Annotated in this window: 14 protein-coding genes and 1 pseudogene; 10 read left to right on the top strand and 5 right to left on the bottom strand. The window is 61.1% G+C overall.

Going from position 1 to position 19,736, the window contains the following annotated elements; all coding sequences use genetic code 11:
* Positions 1-41: 41 nt before the first annotated feature.
* Positions 42-1,407, bottom strand: a pseudogene (locus tag KO539_RS05290) (IS3 family transposase).
* A 271-nt stretch (positions 1,408-1,678) separates the two neighbouring features.
* Positions 1,679-2,872 (bottom strand): hypothetical protein, encoded by a 1,194-nt coding sequence (locus KO539_RS05285; RefSeq protein WP_219307678.1) that lies wholly within the window; start codon positions 2,870-2,872, stop codon positions 1,679-1,681.
* Positions 2,873-3,297: 425 nt separating this feature from the next.
* Between KO539_RS05285 and KO539_RS05280 the strand changes: the two genes are divergently transcribed.
* A complete protein-coding gene (locus KO539_RS05280) occupies positions 3,298-4,473 on the top strand; it encodes a hypothetical protein (protein WP_219307676.1) in 1,176 nt (391 codons plus the stop codon).
* 23 nt (positions 4,474-4,496) lie between these two features.
* On the opposite strand, the gene KO539_RS05275 is transcribed toward KO539_RS05280, so the two are convergent.
* Positions 4,497-5,216, bottom strand: coding sequence for a TetR/AcrR family transcriptional regulator (locus tag KO539_RS05275; RefSeq protein WP_219307674.1), 720 nt, complete (start codon positions 5,214-5,216; stop codon positions 4,497-4,499).
* 144 nt (positions 5,217-5,360) lie between these two features.
* Between KO539_RS05275 and KO539_RS05270 the strand changes: the two genes are divergently transcribed.
* Genes KO539_RS05270 through KO539_RS05260 form a run of 3 tightly spaced genes read left to right on the top strand, consistent with a single transcriptional unit; the run spans position 5,361 to position 9,691 of the window.
* Complete coding sequence (locus KO539_RS05270) at positions 5,361-6,563, top strand: HlyD family secretion protein (protein WP_219307672.1); 1,203 nt, start codon at positions 5,361-5,363, stop codon at positions 6,561-6,563.
* A gap of 6 nt (positions 6,564-6,569) precedes the next feature.
* Entirely contained in the window at positions 6,570-8,168 is a 1,599-nt protein-coding gene (locus KO539_RS05265) for a DHA2 family efflux MFS transporter permease subunit (RefSeq protein ID WP_176387968.1), read from the top strand.
* A 50-nt stretch (positions 8,169-8,218) separates the two neighbouring features.
* Positions 8,219-9,691: an efflux transporter outer membrane subunit gene (locus KO539_RS05260; RefSeq protein ID WP_219307671.1), complete on the top strand. Its 1,473-nt coding sequence runs from the start codon at positions 8,219-8,221 to the stop codon at positions 9,689-9,691.
* A gap of 9 nt (positions 9,692-9,700) precedes the next feature.
* Here KO539_RS05260 and KO539_RS05255 read toward each other — a convergent pair whose 3' ends face one another.
* On the bottom strand, positions 9,701-10,618 hold the full coding sequence (locus tag KO539_RS05255; RefSeq protein ID WP_219307668.1) for a LysR family transcriptional regulator: 918 nt from the start codon (positions 10,616-10,618) through the stop codon (positions 9,701-9,703).
* Positions 10,619-10,730: 112 nt separating this feature from the next.
* Between KO539_RS05255 and KO539_RS05250 the strand changes: the two genes are divergently transcribed.
* The 5 genes from KO539_RS05250 to KO539_RS05230 all read left to right on the top strand — a co-directional run bounded on the left by KO539_RS05250 (position 10,731) and on the right by KO539_RS05230 (position 16,298).
* Positions 10,731-11,330 carry a short chain dehydrogenase gene (locus tag KO539_RS05250; protein ID WP_219307667.1) on the top strand — a complete coding sequence of 200 codons (600 nt, stop codon included), beginning with the start codon at positions 10,731-10,733 and terminating at the stop codon, positions 11,328-11,330.
* A gap of 112 nt (positions 11,331-11,442) precedes the next feature.
* A complete protein-coding gene (locus KO539_RS05245) occupies positions 11,443-13,164 on the top strand; it encodes a hypothetical protein (protein WP_219307665.1) in 1,722 nt (573 codons plus the stop codon).
* Between the two features lie 153 nt (positions 13,165-13,317).
* Positions 13,318-14,013 carry a hypothetical protein gene (locus KO539_RS05240; RefSeq protein ID WP_219307663.1) on the top strand — a complete coding sequence of 232 codons (696 nt, stop codon included), beginning with the start codon at positions 13,318-13,320 and terminating at the stop codon, positions 14,011-14,013.
* Positions 14,014-14,117: 104 nt separating this feature from the next.
* Positions 14,118-14,849 (top strand): BON domain-containing protein, encoded by a 732-nt coding sequence (locus tag KO539_RS05235; RefSeq protein ID WP_219307661.1) that lies wholly within the window; start codon positions 14,118-14,120, stop codon positions 14,847-14,849.
* 156 nt (positions 14,850-15,005) lie between these two features.
* On the top strand, positions 15,006-16,298 hold the full coding sequence (locus KO539_RS05230) for an MFS transporter (protein WP_219307659.1): 1,293 nt from the start codon (positions 15,006-15,008) through the stop codon (positions 16,296-16,298).
* Between the two features lie 54 nt (positions 16,299-16,352).
* Here the strand turns inward: KO539_RS05230 and KO539_RS05225 are convergent, their stop codons facing one another.
* The gene (locus KO539_RS05225) at positions 16,353-18,512 is read right to left on the bottom strand and encodes a S9 family peptidase (RefSeq protein WP_219307658.1); all 2,160 of its coding nucleotides are present in this window, start codon (positions 18,510-18,512) and stop codon (positions 16,353-16,355) included.
* Between the two features lie 174 nt (positions 18,513-18,686).
* On the opposite strand from KO539_RS05225, the gene KO539_RS05220 reads away from it, so the two are divergent.
* A complete protein-coding gene (locus tag KO539_RS05220; protein WP_219307656.1) occupies positions 18,687-19,733 on the top strand; it encodes a lysozyme inhibitor LprI family protein in 1,047 nt (348 codons plus the stop codon).
* Positions 19,734-19,736 lie beyond the last annotated feature (3 nt).

The raw sequence follows: 19,736 nt of genomic DNA, 5'->3' as shown, positions 1-19,736 counted from the left end.
ATTGAACTGACCCCAAATAGTTGGACGGTTTAGTTTATTTACTAGGTGGACAAGGGCTGAGTTCTGTATTGCACAGGACTCAGCCCTTTTAATTTGAGCTTGATACGCTCATGATTATAGTAGTGGATGTACTGTTTGATGCCACGCTGCAATTCATCGACACTGCTGAACTTGTTCAGGTAGAAGAACTCCGTCTTGAGCACGGCAAAGAAGCTTTCCATGGCTGCGTTGTCGAGGCAGTTTCCCTTACGGGACATGCTTTGCTCCACACCCTTATCGCGCAGCATTTTCTGGTAAGCAGGCATCCGATATTGCCATCCCTGGTTAGAGTGCAGCATGGGTTTGTCTTTCGCCTTCAGTTTGGCCAGCGCTTCTGGAGCATCGCGCTCACCAGTTTGAACACGGGCCGCCTGGACGTTTCAAAAGCCACGATTTCCCCGTTGTACAGGTCCATCACCGGCGACAGATACAGCTTCTCGCCGGCAACGTTAAACTCCGTCACGTCCGTCACCCATTTCTGATGGGCTGCCTGCGCCTGAAATTGGCGCTGCAAGACATTCGCCGCCGCCTGCCCCACTTCGCCCTTGTACGAGCGATATTTCTTGGGGCGCACCAAGGACCTCAGCCCTAACTGGACCATCTGCCTTTGAACGGTCTTATGATTGACCTGCCGGCCCAGCTGCCGAATCGCCAACGTCACGCGCCGATATCCATAACGCCCTTGATGGCGGGCGAAAATAGAACGAATTTGTTGCTTCAGTGCCTGATGCTTGTCGGCTACCTGCGCTACCTTCTGCTGATAGTAAAAGGTGCTGCGCGGCAGGACCGCGAGCTTGAGCAAGGCCGCCAGCGGAAATTGTTGCCTTAGTTCGCCAACTACTTGCGCTTTTTGCGCGCTGTTGTCTGCTGCTCTTGCTGCTGAACCAAGGCTTTCAACTTTTTTAGATAGGCGTTCTCCATGCGCAAGAAATTCACCTCGGCGAGCAGTTCTTCGCGGCTACGGGTTGCATCATCCACATGGGGTTGAGGCTGGGGCGGTTGAGAAGTGGGCATCTTTGTCGGTCTGCCGCGCTGTCGCGGCCTCAGGGCGTCTATACCACCGCTATGATAGCAGCGCTCCCAGGCAGGGATGCAAGAGGGACTACGGATATTGAATACCGCCGCGGTCTGACGATAGGAGAGCTGGTTGGCCCACATGTGCTCGAGCACCTGCAACCGTCGCTCGGCCGGGTAGTGGCTAAACTTTTTGCTTAAGCCAGCCTGTCCGTGCCGGTTAAATAAATGAAGCCATTGCCGAACCATGGCATGATCCAGACCATGTTGCCGGGCGATTGTTTGGACTCCTGCCTCACCCCGCATGCATTGCTGAACCACATCCAGCTTGAACTGCGTACTATGCTTAGCCATAGAAAAACCCCGAAAGTTGGTGTCCAACTTTCGGGGTTCAGTTCACGATTGTGGGGTTTTTTTATTCCTGGGTGTTAATAAGCAGCTGGCCAATTAGCAATACAAGGAATCGGTTAGGATGCTTCCTTGCGACATAGTGAGAAATTAGGTTAGGCGCCGTAGCAGAGGCTCCATGAAGATGCATGTCTAGCCTGACTGATTCGACAACCTTCGATAGCGAATAATCTCGAAGCTCTACAATGAGAGTTGGTGAAGCAAAGCGGATTTGTAGTCAGGCGGCACTGGCGGTGTGGCGCATGGCTCGGCGGAATCCCAGCTTCTCAGCTTCCTGCACGGTCTGGACATAGGTTTCGCCACGTGAAGGGTCGATGCGCACTCGGTCGTATTGCTGATCGAACGGCAAATGGTAAATTTTGCTTTTCCCGTTCACGTTGCATTTGATGAGTGGGTAATTTTTGTTCATGTCCAGGTTGCGCACCTCTACGCCAAGTTGCTTAGCTGCAAATTCGGCGGTTGGCGATAGTTTAGTGGTCGCAGCAAAAACTGGTTTGACTCGTATATTCTTTAAGTCTTCCCGGGTAAGCGGTAAAAGAATAGTCGTGCCGTAAAGCTGGAAGATATGTTTTTCATGCAAAGTCTTATGCTTTGCCCAGTATTTCGCCTGCACGACATGCATCGTGCTTCCTTTGATGCATAGGAGGTCACGCCCCATGTCTTCCAGACCTTCATTGGCGCCAAAATAAGTTACCGTCCAGCCGTCGCTTTCATATAGGTAGCCCAAATAACGCTCGTACATCCGTCCTATCTCGACTGAGGACTTCGGCCGAGCCTTCCATTTCTCAAGCGCCAATTGGTTCCGTTCCAAAGGCTTTAGCCTGTCATACTCTTGCTGACTTATGTAACGAGAAATCCGGTCACTCTCAGCATCTTCATCATCTAGGTTGAGCGTAGCGTCTTCATTAAGGATATCGTCGTGGTATTGCTCCAGTACGGGATAATATTCGTGATAGGTTTTAAGGACGTACTCGACGTGTTTAAGCCGTTGTGTCATATCCTTCTTTTCGCGGCCAATGCGCCGGACTTCGTCGGCAGCCTTATGGGCGGGATTCTTTTTTAGCTCTAAAGCTCGGGCCGAGGCTTCATCGGTAGCTTGGAAAGCCTCTGCGATGAAATTTGCTAACCAGGTGCGGCCGGTAACGTAGTTCACGTTAAACGCTGCGGTCAATGCGGTCAGTTCCGTTTTACGTTGATTGAACAACGTCGTGTTGTGCGCACGCTCTTGCTCCGCAAGCTTTGCCATTTGTGAACGCTCTTGCTCCGCAAATTTTGCCGTCTGCGTACGTTCCGTTCTCTCCTTTGTTTCTATCTCATGCATTCGCTTGCTCATCCGGCGCTCAACGGCGTTTGCAACCATGGTTGAGAACAGCCAATACATGCCTACAATAGCGACGATTCCCAGAAGCAAGACTACGCCGCCGCCATCAGAGCTACGTGCGAACGCTGGTGCGCACCAGCTGAAGAGTAAGACGGCTGCAAGTGAACGATGTCGCATTGTGTTCTTCGAAAAGTAATTGTGTAAGGTCTAGCAACTAACGAAGATTGCACTGATATTTCCTAAAAGGCAATGCTTGGATTGATGGAGGGCACGTTCGACGTTTTTTTGCCTCCTGCTTATTAATACCCAGATTTCTTGATCTTTGCAGCGTAAATCTCAGATTAAGCGCGGCGGATCCACCCCTGTGAACATTGGTGAGTATTGCCGTGTGGAAAAAGTGGCAGAATGGAGGTCTGTCACCATGTTCTGCTTCAATAGAAACGTGTGATTTTTCCAGGAATGTTGCCAGCGTGGGGTTCGGTCAAATTCCGCTGTACTGAAAGAGTTTTGCAACGATGAAAAAATTTACCGCCCTTCATATTGCCGATGTCCGTTTGCGCCGGGCCGATGAGCAAGAGCAAGCCGTGATGCTGCATGCCTTGTACCAGGACGTGGCCGCTATCCTGGCGGCGGGCAAGAAGATCGATGCGATTTTCTTCACGGGCCAGCTGGTGGCGCCCGACGCCTGTGCCGGCACGACGCCCGTGTATGTCTACGAATACTTCCTGCGCCCCTTGCTGCAGGCGGCCAGCTTGCCTGGCGCGCGCTTCTACCTGGTGCCGGGCAGCCGCGCGCAGGGTGTCGCGGCTGCGGCGCTGGGCAATGCCGGTTTCAGCTTTTTCTCCGCCGACGAGCACGCCAGTGCCGAGCATCGCGCGCACTACAAGAATATCCACGCCGTGTTCCATGGCAACCAGCATACGGGCGACGCCAGTTCGCTGATGAAGTCGCTGGGCATCCTGTTCAAGAGCAATCCGGGCAGCCTGTACAGTGCGCAAGGCCAGATGGCGGCGTTTGCCGTGCTCGAGTTCGGTACAGGCGAGGCCGCGGCCGATGGCGGCGCGGCAGGCACGCAGTGGACGGTGTCCCTGCGCGAATTCGATGACGTGAGCAAGCACTTCGCCCTGTCGGTGCTGTACACGCCGAATGGTCAGGAAACGGGGCAGGTGGATGCCGAGTATGTGTTTGCCACCTTGCTGCCGCAGCTGGCCGGCGAGCGCGATTATCTCGACGGCTTGCTGGGCAAGGCTGGCGCGCAGCAGCGCGTAAACGCAGGCGTGGCTGCCGATGCGCGCGAATTCCTGATCGAGCTGGCGTTCGTGATGTTCGAAGCCAAGACCGTCTTCCTCAGCGAGGCGGAGCTGGAACGCTTTGCCAGCGACTATTGTGGCGTGAAGGGCTGGAGCATGGCGGCCGGGGATTGGCTGGCGCCCTTGTATGCGCAGGGCTTGCTGCTGCGGGATGATGGCCAGGTGGCGTTTTCCTTCGATTACTTCCGCACATATTTCCTGGCGCAACGCTTTGAAACCTCGTTCGACCTGATGCGCTATGGCCCGGACCGCTACGATGGAAGTGAGTCTTCACTCAGTCTTGATGGCGCGTCGGCGGCCCAGCCTTTCCTGCGCGCGCTGGGCTTGAGCGAGGAACACCCCGCAGCGGCGGTGCCGGAAGACTGCAGCCGCCCTGGCTGATTTCCCCGGCCAGCCGTTCCGCGTCAGTCCGACAGTGGCTGGCGCAGGGTGCCGCGCAGGAACAGGTCGAGACTGACCGCCACCTTGGCGCGCAATTGCGCCACATCCGGTTGCGCCTGTGGCGGAAACAGCAGGCGCGACATCTGGTCGCCCAGCAAGCAATTGAGCAGGTGCAGCGACAGCATCGACGCCTCCAGCTCCGCGCGGAACAGGGGCGCGATGTCGGGGCGACTGAAAAACCTCGTCAGCATCTCGCGCGTCTGTCCCGGTCCCACCTTGTAAAACGTTTCCGCCAGTTCCGGATGCGTGGCCGCTTCGGCCACCACCATGCGATTGAGGCGAATCGCCGCCGGCATGGTGACGAGCTGCACGAACAGCAAGCCGAACTCGCCCAGAATGGTGGGCAGGGGCCGCATATCCGTTTCCAGCGCCGGCATGGTCGAGAAGTAGGCGGCGCGGCGCAATTCCACCACGGCATTGAACAAGCCCGACTTGCCGCCAAACTTCACATAAATCGTGCGCACGGCCACATGGGCTTCGCGGGCGATCATTTCCAGGCTGACCTTTCCATACCCTTTTTCCAGAAACAGGCAGCCGGCCGTGTGCAGCAGGTTTTCCATGCGCGCTTCCATATCGGCCGCGCGCGGGCGGCCGGCCGGCTTGCCGCAGCAGGAAAGCTCCTGGACGGCGTCGTCGGATTCTGTATCGGTAGGCAAGGTATCGCTGAGGCCGGGATCGGACATGGTCTGGGTCTCTTTATAAGGTGGAAGGTAAGTGATGGCTCACACTGTAGTGCAAATTAAAATGAAATGCAATCGTTTCATTTCTTGACTTTGGCTTTTCTTTGCCCAATAATGAACATACATCATTTCATTTCCGGAGCAAGTATGTCCAACCAGCCAGGCCAAGCAGAGCACAAGGTGCTGAGTGCCGTCCCACCCGCAGCCCCTGCCGCACCTTCCGCGCCCGCCGCTTCGGCCAGCTCCGCACCACCTAACAATCGCGTGAAAATCATCGCCGGCCTGATCGTCCTGGTTGCCCTGGGCGCCGGCGCCCGCATGTGGTACCGCAGCCACTATTTCGTGGAAACGGAAAACGCTTATGTGGCTGGTCACGTGCATCCCGTCTCGGCGCGCATTTCCGGCGTCGTCACCAAGGTCTTCATCGACGACAATCAAATGGTGAAAGAGGGCGACGTGATCGCCGAACTCGACCCGTTCGACCAGCGCGTGAAAACCGAGCAAATTGCCGCGCAGATCGCCAGCGCCGAGCAGCAAGTGCTGCAAGCGGACGCGCAGATCGCGCAAGTGCAGGCACAAGCGAGCGGTGCTCAGGCGCAAGTGGCGCAAGCCGATGCACAATTGCTGCGCGCAAATCAGGATGCGGACCGTTATGGCCAGCTGTACACGAGCCAGATGAAAGCCGTCTCGAAAGCGGAACTCGACGCGGCCAACGCGGCCCGCTCGAGCGCCGTGGCCGACCTGGCCGCCCGCCGCGACAGCGCTTCGGCCGCCAAGGCGCAGATCGGTGCGGCGCAAGCTGCGCGCGACGTGGCCAAGGCACAAGTGGCTGTATTGCGCGTGCAATTGAAGGACGCGGAACAGCAGTTGCAATACAACCGCATCCTGGCCCCTGTCGCCGGCCGCATCGGCAAGCGCAACGTGGAAACGGGCATGCGCGTGCAGCCTGGCCAGCAATTGACGGCCATCGTGCAGGACAACGTCTGGGTCACCGCCAACTTCAAGGAAACCCAATTGGCCGACCTGCACCGCGGCCAGAGCGTGCACGTGACCATCGACGCCATGCCGGGCAAGAAACTGGTGGGTACCGTGGACAGCTTCGCGCCTGCCTCGGGCGCGCAATTCGCGCTGCTGCCGGCCGATAACGCCACCGGCAACTTCACCAAGATCGTCCAGCGCGTGCCCGTGAAAATCGTCTTCCAGCCGGAAGACGTCAAGGCCATGAATGGCCGCCTGGTGCCGGGCATGTCGGTGATCGCCGAAGTGGAAGTGAATCAGCCTGAAACGCAGCCGGCCGCGCGCCACGCCGCCGCGCCAGCTGCTCCCGTCGCCCAGACCACCACGCGCTAAGCTTCCATGAGCAGCCCTTCCACCACGCTGGCGAAGCCGCCAGCGTTTCCCGTGATCGACGAGAAAGTCTCCGGGCGCACCTGGCTGGCGGTCGCCGCCGGCATGCTGGGCGCCTTCATGGCGGTGCTCGACATCCAGATCACGAATTCATCGCTCAAGGACATCCTTGGCTCGCTGTCGGCCACCCAGGAAGAGGGCTCGTGGATTTCCACGGCCTACCTGGTGGCGGAAATTATCGTCATCCCGCTCACCGCGCTGCTGGCGCGCGTGTTCGGACTGCGCACCTACATGATCGGCACCACCGCTTTCTTCCTGCTGTTCTCCACCCTGTGCGGCGCGGCCTGGAACCTGGAAAGCATGATCGTCTTCCGCATGCTGCAGGGCTTCACCGGCGGCGCGCTGATCCCGATGGCGTTCACCCTGGTGATGCTCAAGCTGCCGCCATCGAAGCGGGCCGTCGGCATGGCCATCTTTGGCTTGACGGCCACCCTGGCGCCGGCCATGGGCCCGACCCTGGGCGGCTACCTCTCCGAGCTGTATGGCTGGCCATCGATCTTCTACATCAACTGGGTGCCGGGCGTGCTGCTGATCGTCGGCATGATCTATGGTCTGGACAAGGAGCCGCTGCAGCTCAAATTGTTCTGGAAAGCCGACTGGCTGGGCATCTTCTTCATGGCCCTGGGCCTCGGTTGCCTGACCATCTTCCTGGAAGAGGGCAATTCGAAGGACTGGTTCGACTCGGGCTTCATCATCACCTTCGCCGCGCTGGCCCTGACGGGCATCCTGGGCTGGGTCGTCACCAGCGCCACGCGCGCCGAACCGTTCGTCAACCTGGGCCTGTACGGCCAGCGCAATTTTTTAGTGGCCACCGTGCTGTCGGCCGTGACGGGCATGGGCCTGTATGGCTCGGCCTTCTTGCTGCCCCTGTTCCTGGGGCAGATCGCCGGCTACTCGCCGATGCAGATCGGTGAAGTCATCATGTGGGTGGGCCTGCCGCAGTTGTTCATCATGCCGTTCGTCGCCAAGCTGTCGTCGACGGTGGACAACCGCATCCTGTGTTCGATCGGCCTGCTGCTGTTTGGCGGCTCGTGCATGATGAATGCCTACATGGACGCGTCCACCGGCTACGACCAGCTGCTGTGGTCGCAGGTGGTGCGCGCGCTGGGCCAGCCCTTTGTCATGCTGACCCTGTCGAACTTCGCCATGAAGGGTATCGCGCCGAAGGACATGGCGTCCGCTTCGAGCCTGTTCAACATGACGCGCAACCTCGGTGGCTCGATCGGTATCGCCCTGCTGGCCACGGCCCTGAGCACCCGCGAGCATTTCCATTCGCAGCGCCTGGGTGAAGCGATCAATGCCTATTCCAGCGCCACGCAGCTGCGCATCGACCAGCTGACGTCGTCGTTCATGGCCAAGGGCTATGACGCCGTCACGGCCGGCAACCAGGCCTTGCAGGCGATCGACGGCATCGTGCGCCGCGAAGCGTATGTGATGGCCTACAACGATGGCTTCTTCCTGATCGGCGCCATCCTGCTGGCCTGCATCGTGCCCCTGTGGCTGGCCGACAAACTCAAAGCTCCCGGTGGCGGTGGCGGCGGTCATTGACCGCGCACAGCCCGCACGTGCAGCACCTCAAGAACAAGAAGGTAATCATCATGCAAACAGTATTGACGAAAATCGCGCTGGCCGCTTCCCTTGCCGTGGCGCTCTCCGCCTGCGGCACCGTGGGCCAGGATTTCACCGCTCCGGCGAACGTCGCCGGCAGCGACACCTTCCGCCACGGCGCAGCTGCGGCGGACGCCGCGCAGCTGCCCAAGGAATGGTGGAGCATCTACGGCGACGCCACCCTGAACCGCCTCGAGCAAAGCGCGCTGCAGGACAACCCCGGCGTGAAGGCGGCCGGCGAGCGCCTGCTGCAGGCGCTGGCGCAAAGCGGCACGGCGCGCGCCAACCAGGGCCCGAGCGTCAACGTCAGCACGGGTGTCTCGAACTCGCGCACTTCGGCCAACACTTCGCAGGGCCTGGCCCTGGGCAACCGCTCCATCAGCGGCAATAACTTCTCCGTGGGCGGCTCGCTGTCGTATGAAGTCGACTTGCTGGGCCGTGTAAAACGGATGGTCGAAGCGGCCGACTCGCAAGCCCTGGCGGCGCAGGCCGACCGCGATGGCGTGCTGCTGATACTGTCGTCGCAAGTGGCCAGCAATTACTGGCAACTGCGCGGCCTCGATGCGGAAATGGCGATCCTGAATGGCGCTTTGGACACGCGCCGCGAGTCGGCCCAGCTGGTCGAGGCGCGCTTCAACGCGGGCTTGACGAATGAGCTGGACCTGGCGCGCGCGAAAGTCGAACTGTCGAACGCACAGGCCGACCTGCATGAAGTCAAGCGCCAGCGCAACCAGCTGGAAAACAGCTTGGCCACCCTGACGGGCAAGCCGCCATCGGCGCTGCAATTGCCAGTGGCCGCCGAGCCGTCGGCATTACCGCTGCCGCCCGCCATTCCCGTCGGCCTGCCCGCCAGCCTGCTGGCGCACCGCCCGGACCTGGTCTCCAGCGTGGCGGGCCTGCGCGCGGCGAATGCGCAAGTGGGCGTGGCTGAAGGCGCGTTTTATCCGACGCTGCAACTGACGGGCAATTTCGGCTACGCCTCGGAAAAGCTGCGCGACCTGGCGCAGGGCGGCTCGCGCCAGTTCAGCTTTGGTCCGCTGGCCCTGTCCCTGCCGATCTTCGACGGCGGCCGCAACCAGGCCAACCTGGATTTGAGCAAGGCGCGCTATGCGGAAGCCGTGGCGAACCACGAAACCAAGCTCTTGACGGCCTTGCGTGAAGTGGAAGATGCGCTGTCCGACGTGGAGCAGCGCCAGTTGCAGGGCGACGCGCAAGCCTTGTCGCAGGCCGCGGCGGCGCGCGCCTACCTGGTGGCGCGCACGCGCTACGAGCGCGGCATCTCGACCTACCTGGACGTGACGGATGCGCAGCGCAGCTCACTGGCCGCGGACCGCGCCGCCGCGCAGATCAAGACCCAGCGCTTGCTGGCGACGGTCGCCGTGGCGCGCTCTTTGGGCGCCGGCTGGCAGCCGGACGGCGAGCTGGCCAAGCTGGCATCCGCGCCAGCCGCGAAGGTGAACTAGGCACGACGATTACGTGAGCGTGGCCGGTGGCGGTGTCGCCGCCGGCCCGTAGCGTTCCAGCAGAAAATCGATGAAGGTCGTCAGCTTGGGCGTGGGCTGGCGGTCGCGCGGATACAGCACATGCATCAGGCGCGGCGCCGGCACGTAATCGGTCAATAGCGGAACTAGTCTTCCCGCCGCGATATCGTCGGCCAGTAAAATCTCCGCCTGCATGACGATGCCGAAGCCGTGCAGGGCTGCCATGCGCAGCGCCTGCCCATTGTTCGAGCGGAAGCGGCTCTCGGCCGCAGCGCCATCGTGGCGCGCTTCCTTGCCGCTCAAACGCCAGCGCATGTGGCGCGACCACTGCATGAAATCCACGCATTCGTGCCGCGCCAGGTCGTCCGGCGTGCGCGGCGTGCCGTGCTTTGCCAGGTAGGCGGGCGAAGCGCAGATCACCATCGCATACGGTCGCAAGGGCCGCGCCACCATGCCGGAATCTTCCAGCTTGCCGATGCGGATGGCCGCATCGAATCCTTCCTCCACCAGGTCCACCATCCTGTCATTCAAATTGAGTTCCAGGCTCACGTCCGCATAGGCCGTCAGATACTCGGCCATCAGCGGCGCGATGCATTCGCTGCCGAAGGACACGGGCGCCGTGATCTTCAGCTTGCCGCGCGGTGCCGTGCGCATGGCTTCCGCGCCACGTTCGGCCGCATGGATGCTGGCCAGGATCTGGCGGCATTGTTCCACATACTGCTGGCCGATTTCCGTCAGGCTTTGCCGCCGCGTCGTGCGCGCCAGTAAGCGCGCACCCAGCCGCTCCTCCAGCTGTTTGATGTGCTTGCCCACCATCACGGGCGAAATCTGGAACGCCTCGGCGGCGGCCGTGAAACTGCCCTGGTCGACGACGGACACAAAGATTTCCATGCTGCGCAATTTATCCATGGTGCCTTGATTGCAAACTCTGAGTTGGTAATCTTGTAAATTTTAACGCATTTATTCCTTTTTGGAAGCGGCGCATACTGGCTGCATCGTTCAACCCACACAAGGAAGCAGCATGAAAATCGTCATCATCGGCGCCAGCGGCACCATCGGCAAGGCCGTCACCGCACAACTGGCGCAACGCCATGAAATCATCGAAGTGGGCAGCCGCAGTGGCACGCACCAGGCCGACATGGGTGACATCGCGCAAGTGCGCGCCCTGTTCAAGCGCATCGGCAAGGTCGACGCCGTCGTCGTCACGGCCGGCAAACTGCATTTCGGCCCCCTGGCCGATTTCACGCCCGAGCAATTCCAGCTGGGCCTGGACAGCAAGCTGATGGGCCAGGTCAACGTGGCGCTGGTGGCGCAGGAATACCTGAATGACGGCGGCTCGATCACCCTCACCAGCGGCATCGTGGCCGAGCAGCCTATCCGCTTTGGCACGGCCGCCAGCATGACGAATGCGGCCGTGGAAGGTTTCGTGCGGGGCGCCGCCATCGAACTGGCGCGCGGCGTGCGCATCAATGTCGTCAGCCCGACGGTGCTGGCCGAATCGCTGGAAGCATATGGCCCCTTCTTCTATGGCTTCGAGCCGGCCGCCGCCAGCAGAGTGGCGCTGGCCTACAGCCGCAGCGTGGAAGGGGCGCAGACGGGGCAGGTGTACAAGGTCTGGTAAGCCGCTTGCCATGCCATGGGGGCAGGTGGGACAATCGCAGGCTGAACAAGGAAGCGCACGCGCCGTAACAGCGCGGGGCGCTTTCTTGCTGTGAACCATACACCGAGGCCCCATGAAAAACATCCTGATTCCCCTGCTGATGGCCGCCGCCGTCGGCAGCGCCTGCGCTGCAACGCCAGCCACCCCCGCTACGGCGCAACAATTGACCAGCATGAGCGCCCGCTATGCGCCCGTCGCGCTGACTGCCGATGTCACGCACCTGTCCGCGGGCGATCGCCAGGCCATCGCCAAGCTGGTCGAAGCGGCCAAGCTGGTCGACGTGCTGCAGCTGCGTCAGCGCTGGTCCGGCAACGAAGCGCTGTGGGCCGCATTGAAGAAGGACAAATCAAAGCTGGGCCAGGCCCGTTTGAATTATTTCTGGATCAACAAGGGACCATGGTCGGTGCTCGACGCCCACGCCTCGTTCATGCCGGCCAGCTATGCCGGCATCGCCATTCCCGCGCACAAGCCGGAAGCGGGCAATTTCTATCCGCAGGGCGCCACCAAGGCCAGCCTGGAAACGTGGATGAATGGCTTGTCGCCAGAGGACAAGCAGCAGGCGCAATGGTTCTTTACGACGATTCGCGCGGGCAAGGATGGCAAATACCAAACCGTCAAGTATTCGGATGAATACAAGGTGGAGCTGAAGCAACTGGCCAAGCTGCTCGACGAGGCGGCCGCCGCCACGGATAACGCGTCGCTGAAGAAATTTCTGACCCTGCGCGCCAAGGCTTTCCTCGACAATGATTACCTGCCGTCCGACTTCGCCTGGATGGATCTCGATTCACCTGTGGACATCACCATCGGCCCGTATGAAACGTATAACGACGAGCTGTTCGGCTACAAGGCTGCCTTCGAGGCCTACGTGAACATCCGTGACCAGGCGGAGACGCAAAAGCTGAACTTCTTTGCCAGGCACATGCAGGAACTGGAAGACAACCTGCCGCTCGACGCCCAGTACCGCAACCCGAAAGTGGGCGCGCTGGCGCCGATGGTGGTGGTCAACCAGGTGTATGGCGCTGGCGACGGCAACATGGCCGTGCAGACGGCTGCCTACAACTTGCCGAACGACGAGCGTATCATCAGCGCGCGCGGCTCCAAGCGCGTCATGCTGAAGAATGTGCAGGAAGCCAAGTTCAAGGCCACCCTGACGCCGATCTCGAAACTGGTGCTCACGCCCGAAGCGCAGCAGGACGTCGATTTCAATTCCTTCTTCACGCACATCCTCGCGCATGAAATCATGCACGGCCTGGGCCCGCACGCGACCGTCGTCGACGGCAAGCCTTCGACGCCGCGCCAGGACTTGAAGGAAGCCTATTCGACCATCGAGGAAGCCAAGGCCGATATCACGGGTCTGTTCGCGCTGCGCTACATGATGGACAAGGGGCAACTGAACGACACCCTGGGCCAGGGCGACGTGGCCGAGCGCAAGCTGTACAACACTTTCCTTGCCTCCGGTTTCCGCACCCTGCATTTCGGCTTGACGGATTCGCACGCGCGCGGCATGGCCATCCAGATGAATTACATCCTCGACAAGGGCGGCTTTGTGTCCTTGGGCGATGGCAAGTTCGGCGTTGATTTTGGCAAGATCAAACAGGCCGTGATCGACCTGGACCGTGAATTTCTGACCATCGAGGCGACGGGCGATTATGCGCGCGCGAAAGACCTGATGACCAAGTACGTGGTGATCCGCCCTGAGGTGCAAGTGGCGCTCGACAAGATGAAGGCCGTACCGAACGATATCCGCCCGGACTTCGTCACGGCCCGTGCGCTGGACCAGGCGGCGAAGAAATAAGCTGACCTTGATTATTATCAGCCTGAAAAGCCGGCGCATTCTGCGTCGGTTTTTTTTCGTCTTTATTTATGAAAAGTTGCCAGTTTTTCCTTGTGGAAATATTTTCACCGCTTACTCTGCAGTGGTAAATTCTCCTTTTCTCCCATCGATCCCATGTTGAAACTGTTCTCGCTGTTGAGTGTGTCCCTTGCCTTGCCCGCCGTGGCCGCCGCCCAGATCACTGATCTGGAAACCCGCTGGCTGCAGGCGGGCCAACCCGTCATCGCGTTTGCGCGTGCGCAGGGCTTGCCCATCGATATCATCGTGCAGCCGCAGGATGCGCCCGGCGCCGTGCCGCTGGCGCTGGGCTACGAAGCTGGGCGCTGCAAGCTGGTGCTGTCCTTGCGCGGCAATGCGCAGGCGGACAGTATCTTGCAGGGCGTGCCACCCATGCGCCACGGCCTGATGATGGAAGCGATGACGGCGCATGAGATCGGCCACTGCCGGCGCTATGCGCAGGGCGACTGGCATGCCTTGCCACGCGGCTTTGTCGAGCCGCGCAGCATGCAGCAGGGCAAGTTGACCCCGCTGGCGCAGGAGCTGCGCGAGACGCGCCGTGAAGAGGGCTATGCGGACCTGGTGGCCCTGGCCTGGATGCATGGACGCCATCCCGGGCAGTACCAGGAGGTGCTGGCCTGGATGCGCGGCGTGCGCGCGGCTGGTGAAGTCGCAAGCGGCGGCGCAGGCGGTTCGCACGCCACGCAGGCATGGCTGGCGCTGACCGATGGCGCCGGTGTATTTGATGAGTCCGCTTCAATATTTGAACAGGCGCAAGTATTGTGGCGGAAGGGTTTGAGCGGGGACAAATAAACGCTGATTTTTATGTGAATGGACTGTCAGCGTGTGCTGTCGCACGGAGCTTTGTGCGCGGCAGGGGTCTAATCTGGGCATCAACTAACCAGAGAGGAACCATCATGAACAAAATGATCGCACTCATGCTGGCCGCCAGTGCCAGCGCCCTGCTTGCCGCCACGCCCGCGTATGCGCAGGATGCCTCGTACAAGAGTTTGACGGACAAGGCATCCAGTGATTACAAACAGGCCAAGGCCGCCTGCGATAGCCACAGCGGCAACGCGAAAAAAGTCTGCGTGGAAGAAGCCAAGGTGGCGCGCGCCAAGGCCGATTCGGACGCCGTGGCGCAATACCGCAACACGCCGCGCGAACTGGGCAAGGCCCGCAAGGACGTCGCCAATGCCGAGTATGACCTGGCCAAGGCCAAGTGCGGCGACCGCACGGGCGCCGACAAAACCACGTGCATGAATGATGCCAAGGCAGCGAAAACGGCCGCGCTGGCCGACGCCAACACGGGCGCGAGGGATGGCACCAACGTGGCGCAAAATCTACCCGCCACGACGAAGGAAAACTGCGACGCCATGGATGCGACCGCCAAGGCCGCCTGCGTGACGCGCAACGCGGCCGGCAGCACCAAGGTGGCAGTGGAAGACTCCGTCATCACCACCAAGATCAAGGCTGACCTCGTCAAGGACAACGACTTGAAAGCGCTCGACGTACACGTGGAAACGGTCAACGGCGTCGTCATGCTCAGCGGCTTCGTGCCTTCCCAGGCGCAAGTGAAAAAAGCCGCCGACCTGGCCCGTGGTGTGGAAGGCGTGACGGATGTGAAGAATGGCTTGAAAGTGAAATAAGCGCATTCTGCACCGGCGCTCAAGCCAGGACTGGAGCCGTACGCAGCAATGCGGCTCCAGTTTTTTTCGATTGTATAAATTACGATCATAATATAACATGAGGAAAATCCTGTCGGCTGATGCTGACCGGTATTCACTTTTTCTCATGAGGACTGCATGCTTTCCTATCCCTTTTCGCAATGGCTGGCGCGGCGCGGCGTGCACTTTGCCTGGGTCATCGTCGCCATCACCTTCCTCACGGCATTGACCTCGTCCGCTGCGCTGGGCTTGCCAGGCGCACTGATGCAGCCCCTGAGCCGCGAATTCGGCTGGGATGCCGAGCAGATTTCCTCGGCCCTGGCCGTGCGCTTCGTGCTGTTTGGCCTGATGGGGCCGTTCGCCGCCATCCTGATGGAACGCTTCGGCTTGCGCAATGTCATCTGCGTGGCGCTGGGCCTGATCGCAGCGGGCATGCTGCTGGCCACGCGCATGACGCAGTTCTGGCACCTGGTGGCCCTGTGGGGCATCCTGCTGGGGCTGGGCTCTGGCATGACCGCGCTGGTCTTGAGCGCCGTGGTGGCGAACCGCTGGTTCGAGACGCACCGGGGCCTGGTGGTAGGCGTGCTGACGGCCAGCTCTGCCACGGGCCAGCTGCTGTTCCTGCCCGTGGGCGCCTGGCTGATCGAGCACTACGGCTGGCGCACGGCCATCATGCCCGTGTTTGCCGCCTGCGCCATCGTCGCCGTGCTGGCTTTCCTGTGCATGCGCAACCGTCCGCAGGACGTGGCCTTGCGTCCGTATGGCGCCGACCCGGCTACGCCGCTGATCGCGGCGCCGGCCGCGAAGATGACGTTTGCCACGCCGTTCCTGATTCTGCGCAGCGTGGCTTCCAATCGCACCTTCTGGATACTGTTCGGCACCTTCTTCATCTGCGGCCTCAGCACCAACGGCCTGATCCAGACACACTTCATTTCCCTGTGCGGCGACTCGGGCCTGTCCGCCGTGCCGGCCGCGTCCGTGCTGGCCATGATGGGCGCGTTCGACCTGTTCGGCACGATCCTGTCCGGCTGGTTGTCGGACCGCTATGACAACCGCAAACTGCTGTTCTGGTATTACGGCTTGCGCGGCTTGTCCCTGTTCTGGCTGCCGTATTCGGAATTCACCCTGTACGGCCTGTCCCTGTTCGCCATGTTCTACGGCCTGGACTGGATCGCCACCGTGCCGCCCACCGTGAAACTGGTGGGGGCCACGTTCGGGCGGGAGCGGGCGGGCATGGTCTTCGGCTGGATCTTTGCCGGCCACCAGCTGGGTGCCGCCGTGGCCGCGTACGGCGCGGGCCGCATCCGCACCCTGATGCTGACCTACAACCCGGCCCTGTTCGCCGCTGGCGCCGCCTGCCTCGTGGCCGCGCTGATGGTGCTGGCGATCCAGCGCCAGAAGGCGGCCGTGGCCGCCGCTCAGCCTGCATGAAAAAAGCCAGGCCCGCGTGAGCGGAGCCTGGCTTTCAAGTAGCGTGCGGCGCGATTATTTCAGATACTTTGCCAGCCATCCTTCGACTTCGCTATAGAAGAAGCGGCTGTTCTCGCCCTTCAAGATCCAGTGGTTTTCGTCCGGGAAGACCAGCAGTTTTGCCGGCACGTTCAGGCGTTGTTGCACGGCAAAGTTCATCAGCGCATTGTTGGCCGGCACGCGGTAGTCGAGTTCGCCCACGGTGATCAGGATCGGTGTCGTGAAACCCGTGCCTTTTTCATGATTGCCCGCTTGCATGATGGGGCTTTGCTCGCGCCACACGGGCAGGTTCGACCAGACGGGGCCGCCTGCATTCGTTTCACGTCCGAAGCCGCCATCGCTGGTGCCCCACTGCATGATCAGGTCCATTTCGCCCGCGTGCGAGACGATGGCCTTGTAGCGCGTGGTGGTCGCTTGCAGCCAGTTGGCCAGGTGGCCGCCATAGCTGGCGCCGCCGGCGGCCAGTTTCGTGCCGTTGATGAATGGGTATTTCTTGATGGCTTCATCGACGCCTTGGTTGACTTCATCGCCCGGACCTTTCAAGGGGTCGAACTGGATAGAGCGCGAGAATTCCTCGCCATAGCCGGTGGAACCCTTGTAGTCGGTCAGCAACACGACATAGCCTGGCTTGGCCAGCAAGTGATAGTTCCAGCGCAGCACGAACTGGTCGCGCCACATGCTGGCCGCGCCGCCGTGGATGACGGTAAACAACGGGTATTTCTTGTTCGGGTCAAAATTGGCCGGCTTGACAAGCATATTGTGGATCTGGCGGCCATCGGCCGTCGTGAACCAGAAGTGCTCGGGAGCCTGCCAGTCGATCTTGCTGGCTTTCTCCGTGTTGAAGGCCGTCAGGCGCTTGGGCTGCTTGCCGTTGAAGGCATAGATTTCCGGCGGGTTGATGGCGGATTCCCACACGCCGACCAAAGCCTTGCCACCGCTGCTCAGCGAGTTGATGGTACCCGTCGGCAAGGATGGCTCCTCGCGCACGTCGCCACCCCTGGCGTCGATCGAGTACAGCTTTTCCAGGCCAGCATGTTCATAGCTGAAGAGGACGCGCTTGCCGCCTTCGGGCAGCACGTAGCGGGAAACCGAACGGTCCAGCTTGGCCGTCAAAATCGTTGGCGCAGGGTTGTTCATCGGCCAGGCAAAACTGGCCAGGCGTTTCACGTCATACACTTTACCGGGGGTTTGCGCATCGCTGAGCGCGAACAGGGTCTTGCCGTCGGCCGCGAATTTCAGGCTGCCATAGCTGTGCTTATCCTGCGTCAAACGCTGCGCTTCGCCGCCCGCCACGGGCAACAGATACAGTTGCGAATAGACGGCTTCGCGCTGGGCCGCATCGCGGTTGGTGGCCGCGTTGAAGACGACGGCCTTGCCATCCGGCGTCCAGACGGCGTCCAGCGATTGCCCCTCGTCGCCCTGGCCACCGCCAAAGCCCGGCAGGGTGACCAGTTGCGTGCCCGACAGGATGTCGCGCGCTGTGTTTTCACCTTTCGCATCAGCTTGCGCATCGACGACGAACAGCCGCACTTGCTTGTCGGTCAGCCATTTGTCGAAATAGCGGGGCGCCGTCGTTTCATACGAGCGGGCGCTGTGTTTACGGTCCTTGCGCTCTTTCGCGCTTTGCTTGACGTCGGCTTCCGTCTTGTTGCCGGGATAGATGTCGCTGATGAACAGTAATTGTTTGCCGTCCGGGCTCCATTTCGGCATGCGCGCGCCCAGGGTGAGCGAGGTCAGCCGTTGCGCTTCGCCGCCGGCTGCCACGTCGAGGCGATAAATCTGCCCAGCTTCATCGCCGTCGCGCTTGGCAACGAAAACCAGCTGGCGGCTGTCCGGCGACCAGGCCACGGCGCTTTCGCCGCTTTTGGAATAGCTCAGGCGGCGCGCGGGGCTGTCGTCAAGCAGTGACTTGATCCACAGGTCCGACCATTGCTCCTTGCTATCGTAGGCGCTGTCGACCACGGAAAACACGGCCCACTTTCCATCCGGGCTGGCGACGGGCGCGCCCACACGTTTCATCAGCCACACATCTTCATGCGTGATGGCGTGTCTGGCTTGCATTTGCGTAGCGGCAACTGGGGTGGTGGTGTTGGTATCGGCGGCATGGGCAAGCGAGGCGCAGGCCGCTGCGATCAGCAGCGAGCCGAGGGAACGGCGAAGACGGGGTGAGGTCATGGGCGTGGTCCGGAGTAGTGAAAAAAGTACAGCGGGCAACATTATTGCCCATGCTTTCCCGCACTGCCAAGGCTGGGTACCGTTACTTACCAGGCCGACGCACGCATGGCGGACGGACCTGGCGTATCCGATCAGTTAAACTTGCCGCTTTACTCACGCTGGCGCTGACTGAACATGAAAATTTGTCTACCCTTATTGAAAACGGCATTGCTGGGCGCGAGCTGCCTGCTGGCGGCCCCGGTTTTTGCCGCTGCGCCCGCTCCCTACCCGAACACGAGCGCCATGGGCGTCGGTCACGCGGAAAGCACGGCCTGGTATGCGGGCTGCCTGAAGGTCAAGGATGCGGCGCCGCCGCCCGCCGACCTGCCGGCGCCATCGGCCGTGGCGTCCCTGCAGCAATGCCAGGCAACGGACCTGTACTACGATACCAAGAGTATGTCCGCGCCCAAGCCGGCCGACTGGCGTCCCGCGCGCCATTGCGCCATGGCCACGCAAAACAGCGCCGTCCTGATGATGCTGTACCAGAATGGACAGGGCGTGCAAAAAGACCCGTTGCTGGCGCTCAAGTATGCGTGCAGCATCGATGCGGCGCCGGCCGAGATGCGGGGCCGTATCGAGCACTTGCAGAAGATCAATGCCAGCGGTCGCGGCATGATCGATTTGTGCGACGACATCACCAGCGGCTACATGATGGGCGTGTGCAGCGCCATCGATGCGCGCCAGAAACAAAGAGTGCGCACGCAGGCGACAGGTAAAGTCAGCGACAGCATGCCTGCCGTGGCGCAAGCGTCGCTGCAAAAACTGCAGGCGGCGGCCAGCAAGTTTGCCGATGCGCGCGCGGCGAATGAAACGGACTTGAGCGGCACGGCGCGCGCCGCCCTGAGCATCGCCGCCCGCACGGCCGAGCTTGATCTGCTGGCGCACGATCTGCGTGACTACGAAGCGGGCAAGCTGCCGGCCAGCATGACGAAGGAGCAGGCGGCGGCGCTCGACAAGGAGCTCAACGCCATCTACGGCAAGCTCATGAAAAAGCCGGCGCAAACCCATGCGGGCGCCGTGGGCAAGGATGGCGTCCGCGCCACCCAGCGCCTGTGGCTGGCCTACCGCGATGCCTGGATGAACTTTGGCGCCGTGCGCTATCCGTCGGTGACGAGCGAAACCTGGGCCGGCCGGCTAACGTCGCGGCGCAATGTGCAACTGCAAGACTTGCTGGAGAACTAAAAC

This window comes from Janthinobacterium sp. NKUCC06_STL, from assembly GCF_019345455.1.
GTDB classification, from domain to species: Bacteria; Pseudomonadota; Gammaproteobacteria; order Burkholderiales; family Burkholderiaceae_D; genus Janthinobacterium; species Janthinobacterium rivuli.
This window is presented reverse-complemented; position numbering and strand designations above follow the sequence as displayed.

Excerpts from the sequence above, each read along its gene's own strand:
- KO539_RS05280 (WP_219307676.1), top strand. The coding sequence starts at position 3,298 with ATGAAAAAATTTACCGCCCTTCATATTGCCGATGTCCGTTTGCGCCGG.
- KO539_RS05275 (WP_219307674.1), bottom strand. The coding sequence starts at position 5,216 with ATGTCCGATCCCGGCCTCAGCGATACCTTGCCTACCGATACAGAATCC.
- KO539_RS05270 (WP_219307672.1), top strand. The coding sequence starts at position 5,361 with ATGTCCAACCAGCCAGGCCAAGCAGAGCACAAGGTGCTGAGTGCCGTC.
- KO539_RS05265 (WP_176387968.1), top strand. The coding sequence starts at position 6,570 with ATGAGCAGCCCTTCCACCACGCTGGCGAAGCCGCCAGCGTTTCCCGTG.
- KO539_RS05260 (WP_219307671.1), top strand. The coding sequence starts at position 8,219 with ATGCAAACAGTATTGACGAAAATCGCGCTGGCCGCTTCCCTTGCCGTG.
- KO539_RS05255 (WP_219307668.1), bottom strand. The coding sequence starts at position 10,618 with ATGGATAAATTGCGCAGCATGGAAATCTTTGTGTCCGTCGTCGACCAG.
- KO539_RS05250 (WP_219307667.1), top strand. The coding sequence starts at position 10,731 with ATGAAAATCGTCATCATCGGCGCCAGCGGCACCATCGGCAAGGCCGTC.
- KO539_RS05245 (WP_219307665.1), top strand. The coding sequence starts at position 11,443 with ATGAAAAACATCCTGATTCCCCTGCTGATGGCCGCCGCCGTCGGCAGC.
- KO539_RS05240 (WP_219307663.1), top strand. The coding sequence starts at position 13,318 with ATGTTGAAACTGTTCTCGCTGTTGAGTGTGTCCCTTGCCTTGCCCGCC.
- KO539_RS05235 (WP_219307661.1), top strand. The coding sequence starts at position 14,118 with ATGAACAAAATGATCGCACTCATGCTGGCCGCCAGTGCCAGCGCCCTG.
- KO539_RS05230 (WP_219307659.1), top strand. The coding sequence starts at position 15,006 with ATGCTTTCCTATCCCTTTTCGCAATGGCTGGCGCGGCGCGGCGTGCAC.
- KO539_RS05225 (WP_219307658.1), bottom strand. The coding sequence starts at position 18,512 with ATGACCTCACCCCGTCTTCGCCGTTCCCTCGGCTCGCTGCTGATCGCA.
- KO539_RS05220 (WP_219307656.1), top strand. The coding sequence starts at position 18,687 with ATGAAAATTTGTCTACCCTTATTGAAAACGGCATTGCTGGGCGCGAGC.